The organism is Acinetobacter sp. AS23 (assembly GCF_023612055.1).
Taxonomy (GTDB): Bacteria; Pseudomonadota; Gammaproteobacteria; order Pseudomonadales; family Moraxellaceae; genus Acinetobacter; species Acinetobacter oleivorans.
Genome location: NZ_CP082274.1, coordinates 3,952,719 through 3,973,026 on the forward strand (window position 1 = coordinate 3,952,719; position 20,308 = coordinate 3,973,026).

The window sequence follows — 20,308 nt, forward strand, 5'->3', positions numbered from 1 at the left end:
CATTCACTCTCTAATTAACCATAATATCTTTACTACGTTTATAACCATCAACATAGTGTTCAAGTTGACAAAGAGCCCAATCAATATCTTTTTGAACAGCAGTCATATTATTAACTCGATCAAAAACTTCTTGAATTTCAGTGAGTGGGTAGAACTTTTCAAATGATCGAAGAATTCTACTGTGCTCGGTATATTCAGTATTTTCTTGATCAATTAACAATTCTTCGTAAAGTTTTTCTCCTGGGCGTAATCCGCTATAGCGAATTTCGATATCCCCTTGAACTGAGTCTTTTTCACGAACAGTTAAGCCACTTAAAGAAATCATTTGTCGAGCTAAATCCTGAATACGAACAGGCTCCCCCATATCAAGTAAAAAGACATCTCCACCTTTGCCTAACGCACCAGCTTGAATAACCAACTGAGATGCTTCAGGAATAGTCATGAAGTAGCGTGTTACATCCGGGTGAGTCACAGTAATAGGACCACCTTTTGCAATCTGATGTTTAAATAACGGCACTACAGAACCCGAAGAACCTAATACATTACCAAAACGTACAATACTAATTTGAGTTTGCTTTTGAGCTTCAGCCATCGCCTGACAATAAAGTTCGGCCATGCGTTTTGAGGCGCCCATAACATTGGTTGGACGCACAGCTTTATCAGTCGAGATGAGAACGAATGTCTCCACACCCTTTTTCACAGCTGCATTTAAACTATTCGCTGTTCCAATCGCATTGTTCTTTAATCCTGCAATTGGATTACATTCTACTAAAGGTACATGTTTATAAGCGGCAGCGTGATAAACAGTTTGTACGCTGTATTGCTCAATAATACGCTCTAATTTTTGTTGATCCTGAACAGTACCTAAAATTGGAACAATTTCACATTGAGCGGTTAGACGTAACTCTCTATCAATACTGTAAAGTGCAAATTCAGTAATTTCATAAATAATCAACATCTTAGGCTGATTTTTAATAATTTGTCGACACAACTCGGAGCCAATTGAACCACCGGCACCTGTTACCATCACGATTTTATTATGAATATTTTTTGCAAGTAAATGATCTACAGGAGGTACTGGGTCACGTCCCAATAAATCAACAATATCTACTTCACGAATATCAGCAACTTTTAGTTCACCATCAACCAACTGAGTAAGGCCAGGTAGTTCAGTAATTTTAAGATGTGCAGGTTCTAGCTGTTGGATAATTTCACTTTTACGTACGCGACCTACTGAAGGTAATGCTAGTAAAATTTCATCAGTTTTATATTTTTCAAACCGTTGTAAGGCTTTTTCTAAAGATAGTACTTTTAAACCACCAACCATATGGTCTTGTAAAGATGGATTATCATCAATGAAGAAAACAGGTAAATGGTTACCAGAACGATAAAGCACAGCTGCAATTTGCTGACCAGCATCACCCGCACCATAAATTGCGATACGCTTTCTCTCTTCACCTGTGAGTAATGTAGCCTTTACAATAAAACGGATAAATGCACGGCTACACCAAACCCAACTAAACATTAAGAAACCAAACATCAATGGAATTGATGTCGGAACAAAAGCTGCCGAGAATGCATTTAGGCTATATAAAACAACCACCATCAGGGCAACAGCAAGCGCTAATTTTGCAATAAAGGCTTCATTAAAAGTACGGACAATAAAGCGATATACCCCTGTGAGCATTAAACTTAAAATAGCAACGATAGTAACGATCGCTACTCCATAGTTAATGCCTGGGATAACTTCCGCGCCTAAATCAAATAGACGAATGGCGTAACATAGCCACAAAATAACAGGAAACGCAAAAAGGTCTACAAGAACCAAAAAACATTGTTTGGCAAGTCTTGGGGCAGACGCAAACTGATAAATAATCTTTTTCACAATACTCTTCTAATCGTTGTAGTAACCGTGCGGTATTTATACTCATTTCTTATATAACTAGAAATAAAATTTACGCAGCGGTTACATAACTTTAAATCAGATCATAATTCAAAAGAAAGCTATGTGAATAGCTTCACATTTTTATGATTGTATAGCTCTACTAACCGCATTAATTGCACTAATTGTCTTTTCTATACTATCTTGGCTTAAAGTCGGATGCACCAAGAACATTAAGCTTGTCTCACCTAATTGCTGTGCATTTTCCAAACGTTTTTCTGGACGCCATGGGGTACCATCGAAAGCATGCTCTAAATAAACTTCAGAACAAGAGCCGCTAAAACAAGGCACATCTTGGGCATTAATTTCTTGCATTATACGATCACGTGACCAACTTTCTGGCAACGTCTCTAAATTCACTTGTACATAACATTTATAATATGCATGTACATAATCATCAGAAGGGATATGAACGTTAAAGTAAGGAGAATTTTCAAACGCTTTTAAAATCTTTTCTGCATTTTCAGTACGCTTTCTTGTCCATTCAGTCATACGTGTTAACTGAATTCGACCAATAACCGCTTGCATTTCCATCATCCGCCAGTTGGTACCAAATGAGTCATGCAACCAGCGGAAACCTGGAGGATGTTGTTTATTATAAATACTATCGTAGCTTTTCCCATGGTCCTTATATGACCACATTTTCTTCCACAGTGCTTCATCATTTGTGGTGACCATACCGCCCTCACCACCAGTTGTCATAATTTTATCTTGGCAAAAAGACCAAGCAGAAATATGACCGATTGATCCTGCAGCCTTACCTTTATATTTTGCACCATGAGCCTGTGCGCAATCTTCAATAACATAGATGCCACGCTCAGCAGCAAGCTGCATAATCGGATCCATATCGCACATCCAACCGGCCAAATGTACACAAATAATTGCTTTCGTATTTGGTGTAATGACAGCTTCAATCGTACGTCGTGAAATGTTTTGAGAATCTAATTCTACATCGGCAAAAACAGGATTAGCGCCCGCCGTTACAATAGAACTTGCTGAAGCAAGAAAGGTACGGGATGTCACAATAACATCATCACCTGCACCAATGTCTAAAGCTTTTAATGCAACATCTAGTGCCACGGTACCATTTGCCAAAGCTACCGCATATTTTGTACCAGAAAATTCGGCAAATTCTTTTTCAAAGATTCTACATTCTTGACCAGTCCAATAATTTACTTTATTTGATAGTAATACATTTTTGACTGCGTCAGCTTCTTCTGTAGTAAAACTTGGCCATGGTTCAAATGCAGTGTTTAACATTCTGATTTCCTAATAAAAAATACTTCTTACTTTCTTTCTAAAATTCTGGCGGGGTTACCAACGACTGTTACGCCAGCTGCTACACTTTTAGTCACTACAGCACCCATCCCAACAACAGCGCCTTTACCAATCACTAAAGGCTTATCAGGTGTACCCTGTTTAATGACGGCTCCAGCACCGATGTATGCATGGTCTTCAATACGAATATTGCCATTACATTTAACACCTGGAGCAAATGTAACGTAGTCACCAATCACACAGTCATGCTCAACATAACTGTATAAATTAGCATGAAAACATTTACCGATTTTTATATTTGATGTAATTGAAACAAAAGGGCTTAGTGCAGCACCCTCACTGATTTCAACGTTATCCATAATTACTGAATTATCAGCCTGTACGGACCAAAGTTTAATACCATCAGCAATCAACTGATTGGCAATTTTTTCACGGATTTGACTATTCGCAATAGCAATTAATACATACTTATTAGAACATTCTATTGATTTAAAAGTTTGATAGTTCACAGCTGTATGTCCGTTTACTATCTTTTCTTCTTGTAAACTATCATCAATAAAATAAATTTCTGCTGCAATACCCTGACGTTGAAGCTGTTGTCTTGCAACAGGCATCAGACTGCGACCACAGCCTGAAGCACCATAAATCGCATAGATCTGGTTACTCATTTATCTGCTTCCGACTTTGAACCTGTAAACTTGGTCATCGTCGCCTCGCCAGCTTCATTGATATCATCTTTAGCGATTACTTTTTTAACCGTTTGTAGCATTATTTTAAAGTCCAACCAAAGCGATCTGTTTTCTACGTACCACGTATCAAGCTTAAATTTTTCATCCCAGCCAATCGCATTACGTCCATTAACTTGGGCGTGACCAGTCATTCCTGGTCGTACATCATGGCGCTTGGCTTGTTCTTTGTTATAAAGTGGTAAATATTCCATAAGCAAAGGGCGTGGGCCAACAATGCTCATATCACCTTTAATCACGTTCCAAAGCTCAGGCATTTCATCCAAACTGCTTGAACGAAGCATTTTACCAAATGGCGTTAGACGCTCACTATCAGGTAAAGGATTACCCTGTGCATCTGTTGCGTCTTTCATTGTTCGAAACTTAATCATTTCAAACGGCTTCCCATCTAAACCTGGGCGAACTTGGCGGAACAATACTGGAGAACCTAAGTTTTTTTTCACTTTATATGCAACATAAAAATATAAAGGTGAAAGTAGAATTAATGCTACAGAAGCAATAATGATATCAAGTAAACGTTTTAACACTTATTTAATTCCCATTTCTGTCATCATATGATGATTCACTTGATGTACATCATATTTATGTAATGCAATTTCTCTAGAGCGTGTTCCCATAATTTCGGCCAATTCAGGATTCTGAATAAACTTTTTCATTGCCATCTCTAAGCTAGTGACAGACTTTACTTCAACTAAATAACCATTTCCATCGTGCTCTACAGTTTCTCTACATCCAGGAGCATCCGTTGTAATAATAGCTCGTCCCATAGACATTGCTTCTAAGACGGTACGAGGTGTGCCTTCTCTATAAGAAGGTAATACATAAATTGAACTTTCAGCAATAGCGGGACGAACATCAGAAAGCTTCCCCCAGTATTTAATAATTTTTTCATCAATCCATGAATCTAATTCTTGCTGTTTTATTGCGGTTGGATTTTCATCTATCCAGCCCACTAAATTAAATTCAATTTGAGGATATTCTTTTTTAATTAATTTGGCTGCTTCTACATACTCTCTTATGCCTTTATCTTCTAATAATCGAGCAATTAATAAAAATGAAACCTTAACTTCACCATTCATAGCACGAGGCAAACTTACAACTTCAAAATCAGTCACATTGACACCAGACCCGTTGACAACTACTGCAGGCACCTTGTTTCTTAATAAATTTAATTGCTGGAATAAAGCTAGGTCATCAGGATTTTGAAAAAAAACCTTGGATGATCTTATTAATGCTTGTTTATAAAGCCAATGTACGATTTTTTGGAACGTACTTCTTTTACTTGTACTATCTACATTCTGAAAAGCATATCCCAACCCTGTTATAAGTGAAAAACGATTTGGCACTTTTGCAAAATAAGTAGCAAGCGTGCCGTAGATCACAGGTTTAATCGTATATGACAAAACATAGTCTGGCTTAATCTTGTTTGTAATTTTATAGATTTCAAATAGTGTTTTTATATCTGCGATTGGATTAGTCCCAGTTCTTTGCATTTCAACAGAATAAACAGAGTAGCCAAGCAATTGTAATTTATTTACTTCATCTCGAAATAGTTCTAGATCTGGAGCAATAATATGAATTTGATAGCCTTTTTTATGAATAGCTTCAAGTAATTTTCCACGAAAATTTAATATTGAAGGAAGAAAACTAGAAATAATAACAAAATTCATAATTAAATTTTCCTTTCACTAGAAAGCATAAACATAAGTAAAACTGTTAAAATTGGTACATACAACATTACTCTCATTCTGACCATAATACCTAAATTTGCAGAAATTAAAGGCATAAATAAAATAAATAATGCTATGAATATTAAAATAAAAATTTGTTTAGAATTATTAAACTTATCCTTAGTAAAAAGATAATAATATGAATATAGTAAAATACCAATAACTACAACGCCTTCCGCCATTGAAAATAATGAAAGAGGATCTAGTGATAACCACGGTAAACCACCTAATACGAAAGCGAGCATTTTTAATATATAAGGTTGTGAAGCGAGCAATAATCCTGAGCCCTCCTCAGAGTAAGCTTCATTTCTATTTTCTACAAATCCGCCGATATCCGAAAAACCATCTTCAGAATATTTTTGAATAAAACTAAACAGAAACTGATACAAAACAAAAAGTGATGGAATTGACAAAACTAAAATTATAAATCTATAAACACCCATAGATATTTTCTTAAGTTTAAAATTACCATATATAAATTCATGCAGTATAAAAGTTAAAAAAACAATTGCAAAAACATGAATCCTAATTAATGCCAAGAAAACTAATGAAAAAACCAACAACTTTATCTTTTTATAAATATAAGCATATAAAAATAAAGATATAAACAATAAAACCAAGCAATCTTTCCCAATAGCTACCGTCCAGAAATGAAGACCAGGAATAAAAAGTAATATTGTAAGAAATAAAAAACTATTGGAAGAAATTTCTCTCTTGGAATAAAAATTATAGATTATTAAAAAAAAGGATAGAATAACCCACGAAGATATCATACTAAAAAATAAAAAAACGTTTTCATAGCTATTTAATATATAATTTATAAAATGTACTAAATGTACTAAGAATCCTGTACCACTAGAAAATGGAAAGTTTTCTAATTGTTCAGTTCCCCAAATATAGTAGTTAAGACTATCATTTGGTCGTCCTAATGAGTAAAAATAAAAGCCTAAAGAGAATATATAGTGATATAAATTTAAGAAAAAAGATATTACCAAAAACGAGAATGACTGCTTTCTAGCAATAAAATAAAATATTAGATACGTAAATAAGGCAAAAAATAGACAGCTCAATATTAACATATCAATTTACTCTTCCTTAAAGAAAACATTAAAATCATACTTGTCATCAATGCAGAGGTAAAAACATATAAAATAGAGAATTTAAAAGCAAATTCTCTATAATAAAAACATAGAAAAACCAGTAAAAGAGAAACTACAATCATTGGTAAGATAAGAGCAATATTAATAACATTTTTCATTTTCTTTGAAAAACTTGCTGTTAAATTAACCCCTCGTAAAAGTAATGAGATCAACATTACAACAAAAGATAGTCCAAATAAAAAATAGTTATCACTCAACTCATTTATAAAAATATAAAAACCAAAACATAATCCAACGATAATTAAATTAATTAATAAGTATTGATTAAATCTTGTATCAATAAATTTCTCTATCAAACTAACTTTTACGCTTATTAGAAATTGCATCAAAGTAGTAGTAGTAGAGGCTAACAAATAAACAATTGTAAAAACACCCAACCCTTTTTTATCATTAAAAAAAATGAAAAAATATCTTGGTACAAGGCTATTTATACTAATTAACAATGAGTTAAAGCCATATAAAAAATTATCTTTAACATAGTCAGTAATATTTTTTATATCTGGACTTTCATTAAACCTTCTTTTTTCTACCACTGTATCTATTACAAAGAAAGTAAAATACACTCCCAAAAGCAAATAAAATACAAATTCTATAGGATTCAACGAAAACTGCTTAAAATAAAAAAATATTAATCCAAATAAAATTAAGAATAATCTTTTAAATATAACAAAAAAAGCATTCCTAAGCTCTTTAATTGAGACTAAGAATGAAATATAAATATCTGAAAGTAATTCAAAAACTTTATAGAGACCAGCAACAACTAAAATTTTTATTGGTTGATGAGTCACTAAATAAAAAATAAATAAAATACTTAAAAGTAATAAAACAACCGCACCACTTGCAAACAAACTTTGTAAAAATCTTTTTTCTTTATCTTCTTTTATATTAACAATGTTAATATATTCAACATATCTAAATTGACTAAACATAACGATTGGTGCAAGTATCGTTGCGTAAGTTGCAAACTCTCCAATTCCTTGAACTCCCATTTGCATCCAAAGGAATAGAAAAATTAAACTCATTATCAAAAGTGAAGAGAACTTCAGAAATAAAATCTGAAGTCCCTCTAAAATTCTAGAAAATTTCATATATCACGTATCTTTTTAACAGGAACCCCTCCATATAGAGCTCCTGAGTCTGATAAGCTTTTCGTAACAACAGCACCAGCTGCAACAACACATCGCTTCGGAATTTTTACTCCCGCTAAGATACGCACTCCACAGCCTATCCAAACATCATCATGAATTTCTAAGCTGTCACAAACGACAGGATTATATTTAATAGGTAAATTATTATCGTTCCATGTATGGTTAGTAGAAATCAAGCTAGAAGCATGAGCAATTGCTACATTATCACCTATCTTAATCCCTCCTAAACAAATTAATGTACACTGATGATGGATACTTACATTATTACCTAAGGATAAATTGCTAACACTTTCAATAGAAACAAAGGGGCCAATATAGACATTAGTCCCACATTTTTTTAATTTACCAGCAATTAGAATATATCTTGCTACCGCACCAAATTTTCCATCAAAAATATCTAAGCAACGCCAAAAAAAATGAAAAAGAAAAAATGGGAGTAATGAAGTAATACGAGCTAAAATGGTAAATATTTTCCACATATTTATTTACCATCATTCAGTAAGTACCAATTCACAGCTAAAACTATTCCTTCAGATATTCTGAATTTTGGATCGTACCCTAGTAAAGTTTTGATTTTAGTTACATCTGCTTGTGAATGTCTTACATCACCTGCTCTAAATTCACGGTAAACAGGTTCTTTTTCACAAGAGATATCATTTTCTTTTAAAGCTGCTTTAATAGCCTTATATAAATCATTTAATGTGGTTCTATCACCAACAGCAACATTATAGACTTGATTTTTAGCTTCATCTTTTGCAACAGCTGCTAAAATATTAGCTTGCACTGTATTTTCGATATAACAGAAATCACGACTGGTCTCACCATCACCATTAATAAATACATCATCTCCTTGAATCATAGCTGCCGTCCATTTTGGAATAACTGCAGCATATGCTCCATTAGGATCTTGACGTTTACCGAACACATTAAAATAACGCAAACCTATTGCTTTAAAATTATATGTACGTGCAAAAACTTCAGCATAAAGCTCATTTACATATTTAGTTACCGCATAAGGAGATAATGGATTACCAATATTTTCTTCTACTTTTGGTAATGCCGGATGGTCACCATATGTAGAACTACTCGCAGCATAAGTAAAGCTTTTGACTTTAGCATCCCTTGCTGCAACAAGCATATTTAAAAAACCCGTAATATTGGCACTATTTGTCAATATTGGATCAGCAATTGAACGTGGAACAGAACCGAGAGCAGCCTGATGTAAAACGTAGTCAACGTTTGTACATACCTTCTGACAATCTTCTAAATTTCGAATATCACCATTATAGAAAGTGAAATTCTTCCATTGTTCACTGGTAACTAAACCCTCTACCTCATCCAGATTATATTGATGACCTGTAGCAAAGTTGTCTAAACCAATTACTTTTTGATTTAAGTTTAATAAAGTTTCTAATAGGTTTGATCCAATAAAACCGGCAACACCAGTTATCAACCATATTTTAGGTGTGTTCTTTAGCTGTTCCAATACTTGTTCATATTGATTCATATTTTTTCTCAACAAATATTATAAACGGATATCTGACTCAGATTGAGCTAGAACATATTTCAGATCATAAAGAACATGCGATGCTTTACCTAAAGATCGAATTGCCTCAATACCCATTTCCTTAAATTCATCATGGGCTACTGCTAATATTACAGCATCATATTGACCTGCAGTAGGCTGATTAACCGGAGTAATACCATATTCGTGTTGAGTTTCCTCACTATCAATCCAAGGATCATATACATCAACATCCATATGATATTCTTGTAATTCTTTTACAATATCAATAACTTTCGTATTACGAATATCTGGACAATTTTCTTTAAAGCTTAGACCTAATACTAGAACTTTAGAACCCTCAACTTGGATTTTCTTTTTTATCATTCCTTTTACAAGTTGAGTAACAACATAAGCCCCCATTGAATCATTTAATCGGCGCCCTGCTAAAATAATTTCTGGATGATATCCAATTGCTTGCGCTTTATGAGTTAAATAGTATGGGTCAACTCCGATACAATGCCCACCGACCAGACCTGGACGAAATGGTAAGAAGTTCCATTTTGTACCAGCAGCTTTAAGTACTTCTTCTGTATCTATACCTAATTTATTAAAAATAAGTGCTAATTCGTTAATTAAAGCAATATTGACATCACGTTGAGTGTTTTCAATGACTTTTGCAGCTTCAGCAACTTTTATACTAGGCGCTTTATGTGTTCCTGCTTCAATAATTAAATTGTAAACTTCATCAATATAATCAGCCACTTCAGAAGTCGAGCCTGATGTAATTTTTAAAATATTAGTAACACGATGAAGTTTATCACCTGGATTAATACGTTCTGGACTATAACCAGCAAAAAAATCTTTATTAAACTTTAAACCTGAGATTTCTTCGAGTACCGGGATACAGACTTCTTCTGTAGCACCTGGATAGACTGTAGACTCGTATACGACAATATCACCTTTTTTTAGAATTTTACCAATACTAGTAGAGGCCTTAACTAAAGGTGTTAAATCAGGCTGCTTATAGTCATCAATTGGAGTTGGAACAGTAACAATAAAAAAATTACAATCTTTTAAATCTTCTAAGTTTGAAGTGTAGCTTAATTGAGCTGCTTGTTTTAATTCTTCTGGCGAAACTTCTAAAGTATGATCTTGACCGTTTTTTAATTCACTTATACGTTTTTGATAAATATCAAAACCAACTACGGATACTTTCTTTCCAAACTCAACTGCCAATGGCAAGCCTACATAACCTAAACCTATAATCGCTATTCTTAAATCGGCAAGTTGCATAAAAGTTAGCCTTTTTCCTTACAAATTGTATATATAATAAAAAATATATCTTGACTGGATATTGTCGTGCATAACTATATCAGTTTTTTTTTATTAACCGTAATTCAATTGTATAAAAGTGTTTACAGTTCTTAAGTTCTCCTTATATAGCTTAATTTGGGTTTTTTCATTAGGTCTTTAGTCGATCAAGAATTACTATTAATATGCGTTAAAAAGCTTTGATATAAATTAAACATACAAAGCTCTACGTTTTTTCTGTGTTTTTTAATTTTTTTTCGGCTAGAATCGGTACATCCTGCGTTTAATAGACACTTGTTACTATGCAGTGGACAATATCAATTAAAGATAAATACACAAAGGGTTGCGTGTGAAGTATTGCCAGTTTTTTTCTGTTCTTGCCTTAAGTTTAAGTGCTGCAAGTTGTGCAGTCACTTCCGGTTTACAAACTTACGATATTCCCAATGAAGGTGTATATAAAACTGACCTTGGAACTACGGTTAATGTCGTTAAAATTTCTCAAGAAACATTACCGGCGATACAACCTGCTCAAGTTGATTATCAACGCGACTATGCAGCTTTGTTTACAAATCAGTTACCTATATACCGTTTAAACTCGGGTGATGTTCTTTCTATCCAACTTTGGGCATATCCTGAAATCACTCCTCCAGTAAATAATATAAATAATGAACAGTCGATTCAGGCAAGTGGTTATCCAATCGATCAAACTGGTTATATTCAATTTCCTCTAGTAGGCCGCTATAAAGCTGCTGGCAAAACACTCACTCAAGTTAACCGAGAGCTTCACAGTCAACTGTCTCGTTTCTTAAAAAATCCAGATGTTGTAGTAAGAGTTTTATCTTATGAAGGTCAACGTTTTTCCGTACAGGGTAGCGTTATAAAAGGTGGACAATTTTACTTAAGTGATCAACCTGTAAGTGTATATACAGCGTTAGGTCTTGCGGGTGGTGTAACTGATAAAGGTGATAACACCTATATTCAACTTATTCGGAATGGTATAACTTATAATCTAAATACTCTTGAATTAGAAAAAGCAGGATATTCATTACATAAATTATTAGTCAAACCCAATGATACAATTTATGTGAGCACTCGTGAAAACCAGAAAATTTATGTCATGGGTGAATCTGGTAAGAATCAAGCCTTAGCAATGCGTGACCAAGGGATGACTTTAAGTGATGCCTTAGGTGAAAGTTTAGGTTTAAATCCATTATCAGCTAGTGCTAGTCGAATTTATGTTTTACGCACTAATCCAAATGACCGAACAACTGAACTCTATCATTTAAACTTAATGAGTATTGGTGATTTCGGTCTAGCAAATCAGTTCAAGTTACGTAGTAACGATATTGTATATGTAGATGCGACTGGCTTGACTCGCTGGCAGCGCGTTGTTAACCAGATTATTCCTTTCTCAAGTGCGTTATATAACATAGACCGTTTGGGACAATAATTTTCATGCAATTTAAAAATATTTTAGTCGTCTGTATTGGGAATATTTGTCGAAGTCCTATGGCAGAATATTTTTTAAAACAGAAATACCCAGAGCTAAATGTTGAATCTGCTGGTATTTCAGGACTTATAGGCCACCAAGCAGATAACAAAGCACAACTTTGTATGCAGCGTCTAGGTATCGATATGCAGCCCCATATCGCTAGAAAACTAAATGCTGAGCATATTAAAAAAGCTGACCTTATTTTGGTCATGAGTCAGAACCAGCAAAAACATATTGAGCAAACTTGGCCGTTCGCAAAAGGTAAAACTTTTCGTTTGGGTCATTGGCAAAATAAAAACGTGCCAGATCCATATCAGCACGATCAAGCTGTTTTTGATGAAACCTGCCAACTCATTCAACAATGTATTGCTGACTGGAAACCTTATATTTAACGCCAAGATTTTAAACTTATGAACCAAAAAACGAATACCGACGATACAATTGATTTAAAAGAACTGTTTTTTTCACTAATTGCTCAGTGGAAATTAATTGCACTTTGTATCATTTTGAGCCTTGTATGTGCCCTACTCTATTTACGAGTAACTCCAGATACTTACTCAGTTGATGCTTTGGTTCAAGTTGAAGACAGCAAAGGGGCTTCCGCAGCTCTTTTAGGTGATTTATCACAGATGATTGAGCAAAAGTCACCTGCTCAAGCAGAAATTGAAATTTTAAAATCTCGTTTAGTATTAGGTTCTGTTATTAAAGATTTACACTTAAATATTCAGATTTCCAGTACAGAAAATACACTTACTCATCGCTTGTTAAGTGATACTGAATATAAAACAGAATATAATAAAAAATCAGTCATTTTTAAGGATGGACTCAAAAGCTTTGAAATACGCCAATTTGAAATTCCTGCTTATTATCTTGACAAAAACTTATTACTCAATTTTGACAAAAACTCCTTACGTTTAAGTGATCCTAGTACTGAACAAACTCTTCTAACTGTACAACTCAATCAATTAAATCAAGTAACAGGACCACATGGTACTTGGAAAGTGGGTATCTTCACTAAAGATCAATTTGATGCTACATACAATATAAAAAATTTATCTTTACCAGCTGCAGTCGATGCAATCAGCTCAGACTATTCCGTTGCAGAGCGTGGTAAATTAACGGGCATTATTGGCTTGAATTACCAAGGTGAAGATCAAGAACACATTACTAAAGTCTTAAACGCAATTTTAGTAACCTATGGTGATCAAAATGTTGAACGACGTTCAGCTGAATCTGCGCAAACCTTAAAATTTTTAGATGAACAGCTCCCAGATCTAAAAAAACAATTAGATGACGCTGAACGTCAATTTAATAAGTTCCGTCAACAGTACAATACTGTCGATGTAACAAAAGAATCAGAGCTTTATTTAACTCAAAGTATTACTTTAGAAACCAAGAAAGCAGAGCTTGAACAGAAGCAGGCAGAAATGGCTGCAAAGTATACTGCTGAACATCCAGCAATGCGTGAAATTAATGGTCAGCTTACAGCTGTCAATAAACAAATCAGCGAGTTAAATAGCACACTAAAACAATTACCAGATATTCAACGTCAATATTTGCAGCTTTATCGTGAAGTAGAAGTCAAAACACAACTTTACACTGCCTTATTAAATTCATATCAACAACTCCGAATCGCAAAAGCTGGTGAAATTGGTAATGTACGAATTGTAGATACCGCAATTGAACCTGTTGAACCAATTAAACCTAAAAAACTACAAGTCTTACTCCTTTCATTATTCTTAGGCGGTTTTATAGGAACATTAATTGCTTTAGTACGTAATATCTTACGTACAGGTATTAAAGATTCTAATCAAATTGAGAATGAATTGGATTTACCTGTTTATGCAACTGTTCCACGCTCTCCAATTCAAGAAAGTCGTATCAAGATTTTAAAGAAGAAGAAAAGTATTCCTATTCTTGCTGTTAAAAATAGTGATGATATTGCAATTGAGAGCTTACGTAGTATTCGTACCGCTATTCATTTTGCCTTAACAAATGCAAAAAATAATATCATTATGATTGCTGGCCCCTCACCAGAAGTTGGTAAGTCATTTATTTCGACGAACCTTGCAACAATTTTTGCGCAAGGTGATAAACGTGTATTACTGATTGATGCCGATATGCGTCGTGGTTATATGCACAAATATTTTGATGTTGATGTGAAGCCAGGTCTTTCTGAATTATTGAGTGGACAAGCTGATCTACAAAAAGTTTTACATAAGACTCCTGTGGCAAACCTTGATGTGATTACACGTGGTAAGAGTCCAACAAATCCTTCAGAGATTTTAAGCTCAAACCAATTTAAAGAGTTACTTGAACAGCTTCAAAGTCAGTATGACCACATCATTATTGATACTCCGCCAGTGTTGGCAGTAACCGATGGTATTATTATTTCGCAATATACTGGTGTGAACTTAATTGTTGCCCGTTATGCTAAATCACAAATGAAAGAACTTGAATTAACACTTAATCGCTTTGAACAAGCAGGTGTTAAAGTCAATGGCTTTATTCTCAATGACATTCAACGTGCTAGCGCAGGCTACGGTTATGGTTATAACTATGCCTATGCTTATAAAGCACAAAAAGAAGATTAATCGTAAAGTGATAATAGAACCGGATCAAATGATCCGGTTTTTTTATTTAAGATTTTTTAAGTATATCCCTACTAAAACTAACTAAAATATATAAAAAACCACTCGTTTTTTTTCTTAAACATTCTATGCTTAAGCATGCTAAGATCAAAAGCAGCCTTTTAGACTCAAATGATTATTTTTGGAACCTTTTATGAGTAAAGCCTTACCCATTGCTGTCGCTGTAGTTTTAGGCGGTGCTGCACTTGTACCAGTATATTATGCAAGCCAACATCCGACCACAGAAGTCGGAAGCAAGGCAAATAAAAATGCCTCTCCAATTGAAAAAATCAGTTATGTTCTTGGATATGAAGTTGCTCAGCAAACTCCACCTGAGCTAGATACAAAAGCATTTGTGAAAGGGATTCATGATGCTCGTAGCAAGCAACCAAGCGCTTATACTCAAGAAGAGTTAAAAGCTGCTGTAACAGCTTATGAAAAAGAATTACAGCAAAAAATGCAGCAACAAAATAAACCGGAACAAGCTGCTGGCACTAATCTTGAATCTGCAGATGTGCAGTTCCTTGCAGAAAATAAATCAAAAGCTGGTGTAAAAACAACAGCTTCTGGTTTGCAATATATCATTACCAAAGAAGGTACTGGCAAACAGCCAACAGCTCAATCAGTTGTTAAAGTACATTATGAAGGTCGTTTAATTAACGGTCAGGTTTTTGATAGTTCTTATAAACGCGGTGAGCCAGTTGAGTTCCCTCTTAATCAAGTTATTCCAGGCTGGACTGAGGGACTTCAATTAATGAAAGAAGGCGGTAAAGCGACTTTCTTCATTCCATCAAATCTTGCCTATGGTCCTCAGGAAGTTCCTGGCATTCCAGCAAACAGTACACTGATTTTTGATGTAGAACTTATTTCAGTGAAATAAAAACATTCAGGAGAGTAGAACACTACTCTCCTTTTTTTTGGAAAACAGCATGAAAAAAATCGGTTTAATGATTGCAGCATCAACAATGAGTTTATCTGTTTTTGCTGCAACTCCTATAACGAATAAAAGTCCAGCAAAAGAACAATTTAGTTATAGTTATGGCTATTTAATGGGTCGTAATAATACGGATGCGCTAACAGATCTGAATCTTGATATTTTTTACCAAGGTCTCCAAGAAGGCGCTCAAAGTAAAACAGCACGCTTAACTGATGAAGAAATGGCGAAAGCGATTAATGACTATAAGAAAACATTAGAAGCCAAACAACTCGTCGAATTTCAAAAAACAGGTCAACTAAACGCTCAAGCAGGCGCAGCATTTCTTGCTGATAATGCAAAAAAATCTGGTGTAATAACGACTAAATCTGGTCTCCAATACCAAGTATTAAAAGAAGGTAATGGACAAAAACCGAAAGCTACCTCTCGCGTTAAAGTGAATTATGAAGGTCGTTTACTAGATGGAACCGTATTTGATAGTTCTATTGCTCGTAATCATCCAGTTGAGTTTCAGCTCAGCCAAGTCATTGCAGGTTGGACAGAAGGTCTACAAACCATGAAAGAAGGCGGAAAAACGCGTTTCTTTATTCCTGCCAATCTTGCTTATGGTGAAGTCGGTGCTGGTGACACGATTGGTCCAAATAGCACTTTAATTTTTGATATTGAATTACTACAAGTTTTACCAAAATAAATTCATTAGATATAAAAAAGCGATCATTTAAGATCGCTTTTTTATTTTAGTGTTTTAAATCTCTAGGACGAAAACCGGTAATGATTAAAACGACCAGATAAGCAACTACGCCGACGACACACAATCCCACTACTTCGGCAATACGCAACCACTGTGAAAGCTCGCCGTTATACCAATTTAATGCAAACCAAAGTGCTGCAATCATGGCAAGGTTTGCCAAACCATATTGAAGCCCTAATTTTTTCCAATGCGAATCAAATCGGAAAATATTACGTTTATGTAAATAGAAGTAGAGTAGACCCGCATTTACCAAAGCCGAGCCTGAAGATGCCAGTGCCAGTGCCATATGTTCTGCATGCCAATCAATCAGCTTAAAGAAACCAATAAATACAACGTTTAAAATAGCATTGGCTGCAACCGACATTAAACCGACACGTACTGGTGTTTTAGTATCTTGCTGTGCATAAAAACCAGGTGCAAAGACTTTAATCAGCATAAACGCAATCACGCCTGCACTCATACATTGCAGTGCAAGCGCTGTCATTTGTGTATCACGTAGGTCAAACTCTCCACGCTGGAATAATGCCTGAATAATTGGTGTAGAAAGCATAAATAAAGCAATACTTGCTGGTAAGCCAACTAATACAATAATTTTTGCAGCCCAGTCGATCATACCGCGGAACTTTGCTTGATCTTGTTCTGCATGACGGGCAGAAAGTGAAGGTAAAATCACTGTACCAATCGCAACGCCAATTAAACCTAACGGCAACTCAGTCATGCGCTCTGCACTATAGAGCCAAGATACTGAACCATCTTGCATGAAAGAGGCCCAAATCGTATTTAATAACAGGTTAATCTGGGTAACAGATACCCCAAATAATGCTGGAAGCATTAATTTTAAAATGCGCTCTACACCTTCATGTTTAAAATCAACTTTAGGTGGAATCAGTAGATTTTTACGCCACAATTCAGGAATTTGTATAGCTAACTGTAATATTCCTGCCACGACCACTGACCAACCTAAGGCTTTGATGGGTTCAGCCATATACGGCGTAAGCCACCATGCGCCTGCGATCATCGCGACATTCAGTAAAACGGGTGAAAAAGCTGGTGAAGCAAACGAACCATAACTATTTAAAATACTGCTAGCAAAAGCAGTTAGTGACATAAATAATAAATAAGGGATAGTCAGGCGGAACATGCTGACTGCTAAATCGAACTTTTCAGGATCGCTATGGAAACCCGGTGCGTACATATAAATGATCGCAGGTGCTAAAACCATAGCCACAAAAGTCAGTAAAGTCATCACTGTTAGCAAGCAACCAAATACTCGACTAATCAAGATCTGTACTTCAGCGTGTGCTCGACCTGTTTTATATTCAGTTAATACTGGAATAAAGGCTTGGGAAAAGGCACCTTCGGCAAACAATCGTCGAAAGAAGTTGGGAATACGAAAAGCGACGACGAAGGTATCAAAATCTTTACCCGCACCAAACACGTTGAGCAATACGACATCACGCACGAGCCCTAACACTCGTGACAACATCGTCATTGCACTGACAATAAAAGTCGATCGCCACAATGCCATCGTACTCACCTACAGCTATATTCGAAAGACGCTATTGTAATGAAACTAGAAAATCTTTTCGTTGTGAAATGATGAATGAACTCAACTTTTTTTATGAACTAACAGTTGTCTAAAGTGCTGCCATTTAAAATAAGGTCCCGGATCAGTTTTTCGGCCGGGTGCAATGTCTGAATGTCCTGCTATATGGTTTTTAATTTCGGGATAAGCCTGACGAATAGCCTTAACCACATCGGTTAATACTTCGTATTGTACTTCGTCAAAAGGTAAATCATCACTTCCTTCAAGTTCTATCCCAATTGAATAATCATTGCATTCTACTTTGGCTAAATAGCTCGAACGTCCTGCATGCCATGCCCGATCATTAAAATTAACAAACTGTAGGACTTCACCTGTTCGTAAAATTAACAGATGTGTAGAAACTTGCATGCCTTCAATGGTCTGAAAATAAGGATGCACTGACCAATCTAATTTATTTTGAAAAAACTGCTCAATATATCCACCTCCAAATTGAGACGGTGGCAAGCTAATATTATGAACAACGATCATTTGAATTTCGGTACCAGTCGGCCGCTGGTTAAAATTTGGAGAAGGGATTTGTCTCGCCCCTTTTAATTGCCCATCTATAACTTCATACGGTGTGATTTGCTTCATTGAGATGCCAATAATTTGCTTGCCAATTGTTTTAGTTTAAAGCAGTTATCTACTTTTCAAAGCAGTAAATGCGATTGTTTATCGCGATTAATCTTATAAAACAGCTTATTTTTAAAGTCGACGGTGCTAATATATCGCAAGTTTTAGGGTCATCTACAAAATGGAAACCGTATGAGCATACCTCAGTCTTTGCTTGAACAATCAATTCAAATCAATATTCAACAAGCATTACAAGAAGATATTGGGGACGGTGACATTACCGCTATGCTCACACCTGAAGATGAGCAGGCAACCGCGACCATTATTAGCCGTGAAGATATGGTTTTAGCTGGCCAACCTTGGGTCAATGCACTCATCTCAGCTTATGACAATACTGTACAGGTAACTTGGTTAAAACAAGAAGGTGACCGTGTTGCTGCAAATGAAGCCTTTTTAAAACTTGCAGGTTCTGCACGTAGTTTACTTACTGTAGAGCGCCCTGCTTTAAACTTTATTCAAACTTTGTCTGCTGTTGCAACAAAAACTGCTGAATATGTTCAACATCTTGAGGGTTTAAATACAAAACTTCTCGATACGCGTAAAACCTTACCAGGCTTACGTATTGCACAGAAATATGCTGTGGCTATCGGTGGCGGACAGAACCATCGTCTCGGTTTATTTGATGCATTCTTAATTAAAGAAAATCATATTATGGCGGCGGGCGGTATTGCTCAGGCAATTGAAAAAGCACATCAAATTGCACCGGGTAAACCTGTTGAAGTCGAAGTTGAAACTTGGGATGAGCTAAATCAAGCGCTTGAAGCTGGTGCAGACATTGTTATGCTCGACAACTTCAGTCAACAGCAAATGATTGATGCTGTAAAACATGTTGCAGGCCGTTGTAAACTCGAAGCATCAGGCAATATCACCATTGAAAACTTGCGCGAAGTTGCCACTACTGGTGTTGACTACATTTCTATGGGTGTATTGACCAAAGACGTTAGAGCTGTTGATTTATCAATGCGTTTTAATGCTTAAATAAAGTCCACATCGTTATTCGTATTTTTTTGCGACTTGGTCATGTCTGCTGCTTGTGTTTTTTGCCATGCTGACTGAGTCGCTTGTGCTCCACTATCACGTGGGTCAGCAGCCATTAAAACAAATGTAACTACTGCTAATAATACAATAAAACCTTGTAGCATAAATTTTCCCCATGACTTTTAAAAATTTAGGGTTTCAAGGTAAAAGATAAATATGACAAGGCTTAGGAGATTCTGTTACAAAAGGTAAGTCTTTATTTTTATTATTCATCTATAAAGCAGAATGTGACCTTTAAAAATTTTATAGAATGGTCAAACCTATTATTTATGGCAGACACAGGTGCCATCCTTTAGTTATATTCCCCAATATTATATTGTGCGAGATGTCATCTACAACCTGAGCAAGACAAAGCGATTATAGCTTTGTCGAAGCGCAAGATTGTTATTAAGCCAACAGTTGTCTTTCGATACGTAATAAAGA

General features: G+C 35.3%; 19 protein-coding genes. 6 read left to right on the forward strand and 13 right to left on the reverse strand.

From position 1 onward, the window contains the following. Positions 1-10: 10 nt before the first annotated feature. The 10 genes from K6I41_RS18745 to tviB all read right to left on the reverse strand — a co-directional run bounded on the left by K6I41_RS18745 (position 11) and on the right by tviB (position 10,804). Entirely contained in the window at positions 11-1,885 is a 1,875-nt protein-coding gene (locus K6I41_RS18745) for a polysaccharide biosynthesis protein (protein ID WP_107882237.1), read from the reverse strand. Between the two features lie 141 nt (positions 1,886-2,026). Further along, complete coding sequence (locus K6I41_RS18750; protein WP_151989234.1) at positions 2,027-3,202, reverse strand: DegT/DnrJ/EryC1/StrS family aminotransferase; 1,176 nt, start codon at positions 3,200-3,202, stop codon at positions 2,027-2,029. Positions 3,203-3,228: 26 nt separating this feature from the next. Beyond that, the gene (locus K6I41_RS18755; RefSeq protein ID WP_049838315.1) at positions 3,229-3,888 is read right to left on the reverse strand and encodes a NeuD/PglB/VioB family sugar acetyltransferase; all 660 of its coding nucleotides are present in this window, start codon (positions 3,886-3,888) and stop codon (positions 3,229-3,231) included. Beyond that, a complete protein-coding gene (locus tag K6I41_RS18760; protein WP_151989233.1) occupies positions 3,885-4,493 on the reverse strand; it encodes a sugar transferase in 609 nt (202 codons plus the stop codon). Before K6I41_RS18760 ends, K6I41_RS18755 begins: the two co-directional genes overlap by 4 nt. Beyond that, positions 4,494-5,636: a glycosyltransferase family 4 protein gene (locus tag K6I41_RS18765; RefSeq protein WP_151989232.1), complete on the reverse strand. Its 1,143-nt coding sequence runs from the start codon at positions 5,634-5,636 to the stop codon at positions 4,494-4,496. Positions 5,637-5,638: 2 nt separating this feature from the next. Continuing rightward, complete coding sequence (locus K6I41_RS18770) at positions 5,639-6,316, reverse strand: hypothetical protein (protein ID WP_151989231.1); 678 nt, start codon at positions 6,314-6,316, stop codon at positions 5,639-5,641. A 452-nt stretch (positions 6,317-6,768) separates the two neighbouring features. Then, complete coding sequence (locus K6I41_RS18775) at positions 6,769-7,845, reverse strand: hypothetical protein (RefSeq protein WP_151989230.1); 1,077 nt, start codon at positions 7,843-7,845, stop codon at positions 6,769-6,771. Positions 7,846-7,940: 95 nt separating this feature from the next. Further along, positions 7,941-8,483 carry an acyltransferase gene (locus K6I41_RS18780; RefSeq protein WP_128825352.1) on the reverse strand — a complete coding sequence of 181 codons (543 nt, stop codon included), beginning with the start codon at positions 8,481-8,483 and terminating at the stop codon, positions 7,941-7,943. Between the two features lie 2 nt (positions 8,484-8,485). Beyond that, positions 8,486-9,511 (reverse strand): NAD-dependent epimerase/dehydratase family protein, encoded by a 1,026-nt coding sequence (locus K6I41_RS18785; protein WP_250374953.1) that lies wholly within the window; start codon positions 9,509-9,511, stop codon positions 8,486-8,488. Positions 9,512-9,529: 18 nt separating this feature from the next. After that, on the reverse strand, positions 9,530-10,804 hold the full coding sequence (gene tviB / locus K6I41_RS18790; RefSeq protein ID WP_151989228.1) for a Vi polysaccharide biosynthesis UDP-N-acetylglucosamine C-6 dehydrogenase TviB: 1,275 nt from the start codon (positions 10,802-10,804) through the stop codon (positions 9,530-9,532). A 367-nt stretch (positions 10,805-11,171) separates the two neighbouring features. Here tviB and K6I41_RS18795 point away from each other — a divergent pair, with 367 nt between their 5' ends. The 5 genes from K6I41_RS18795 (at position 11,172) to bamJ (K6I41_RS18815) (ending at position 16,569) form a co-directional block, all read left to right on the forward strand. Next, positions 11,172-12,272, forward strand: a complete 1,101-nt coding sequence (locus tag K6I41_RS18795; RefSeq protein ID WP_151989227.1) for a polysaccharide biosynthesis/export family protein — start codon at positions 11,172-11,174, stop codon at positions 12,270-12,272. Between the two features lie 5 nt (positions 12,273-12,277). Beyond that, on the forward strand, positions 12,278-12,706 hold the full coding sequence (locus tag K6I41_RS18800) for a low molecular weight protein-tyrosine-phosphatase (RefSeq protein ID WP_049838322.1): 429 nt from the start codon (positions 12,278-12,280) through the stop codon (positions 12,704-12,706). An 18-nt stretch (positions 12,707-12,724) separates the two neighbouring features. Then, on the forward strand, positions 12,725-14,908 hold the full coding sequence (locus K6I41_RS18805) for a polysaccharide biosynthesis tyrosine autokinase (protein WP_250374954.1): 2,184 nt from the start codon (positions 12,725-12,727) through the stop codon (positions 14,906-14,908). A gap of 190 nt (positions 14,909-15,098) precedes the next feature. After that, positions 15,099-15,824 (forward strand): BamJ family beta-barrel-assembly machinery protein, encoded by a 726-nt coding sequence (bamJ, locus tag K6I41_RS18810; protein WP_151768369.1) that lies wholly within the window; start codon positions 15,099-15,101, stop codon positions 15,822-15,824. Positions 15,825-15,873: 49 nt separating this feature from the next. Then, positions 15,874-16,569, forward strand: coding sequence for a BamJ family beta-barrel-assembly machinery protein (bamJ, locus tag K6I41_RS18815; protein WP_005308951.1), 696 nt, complete (start codon positions 15,874-15,876; stop codon positions 16,567-16,569). Positions 16,570-16,615: 46 nt separating this feature from the next. Here the strand turns inward: bamJ (K6I41_RS18815) and murJ are convergent, their stop codons facing one another. Both murJ and ampD read right to left on the reverse strand, forming a co-directional pair. Next, positions 16,616-18,166 (reverse strand): murein biosynthesis integral membrane protein MurJ, encoded by a 1,551-nt coding sequence (gene murJ, locus K6I41_RS18820; protein WP_171056862.1) that lies wholly within the window; start codon positions 18,164-18,166, stop codon positions 16,616-16,618. A 72-nt stretch (positions 18,167-18,238) separates the two neighbouring features. After that, positions 18,239-18,808, reverse strand: coding sequence for a 1,6-anhydro-N-acetylmuramyl-L-alanine amidase AmpD (ampD, locus tag K6I41_RS18825; RefSeq protein WP_151768370.1), 570 nt, complete (start codon positions 18,806-18,808; stop codon positions 18,239-18,241). Positions 18,809-18,979: 171 nt separating this feature from the next. On the opposite strand from ampD, the gene nadC reads away from it, so the two are divergent. Continuing rightward, a complete protein-coding gene (gene nadC, locus K6I41_RS18830) occupies positions 18,980-19,825 on the forward strand; it encodes a carboxylating nicotinate-nucleotide diphosphorylase (protein ID WP_016139677.1) in 846 nt (281 codons plus the stop codon). On the opposite strand, the gene K6I41_RS18835 is transcribed toward nadC, so the two are convergent. Then, positions 19,822-19,989, reverse strand: a complete 168-nt coding sequence (locus K6I41_RS18835) for an ABZJ_00068 family colistin stress protein (RefSeq protein WP_005049256.1) — start codon at positions 19,987-19,989, stop codon at positions 19,822-19,824. The genes nadC and K6I41_RS18835 overlap by 4 nt on opposite strands. Positions 19,990-20,308 lie beyond the last annotated feature (319 nt).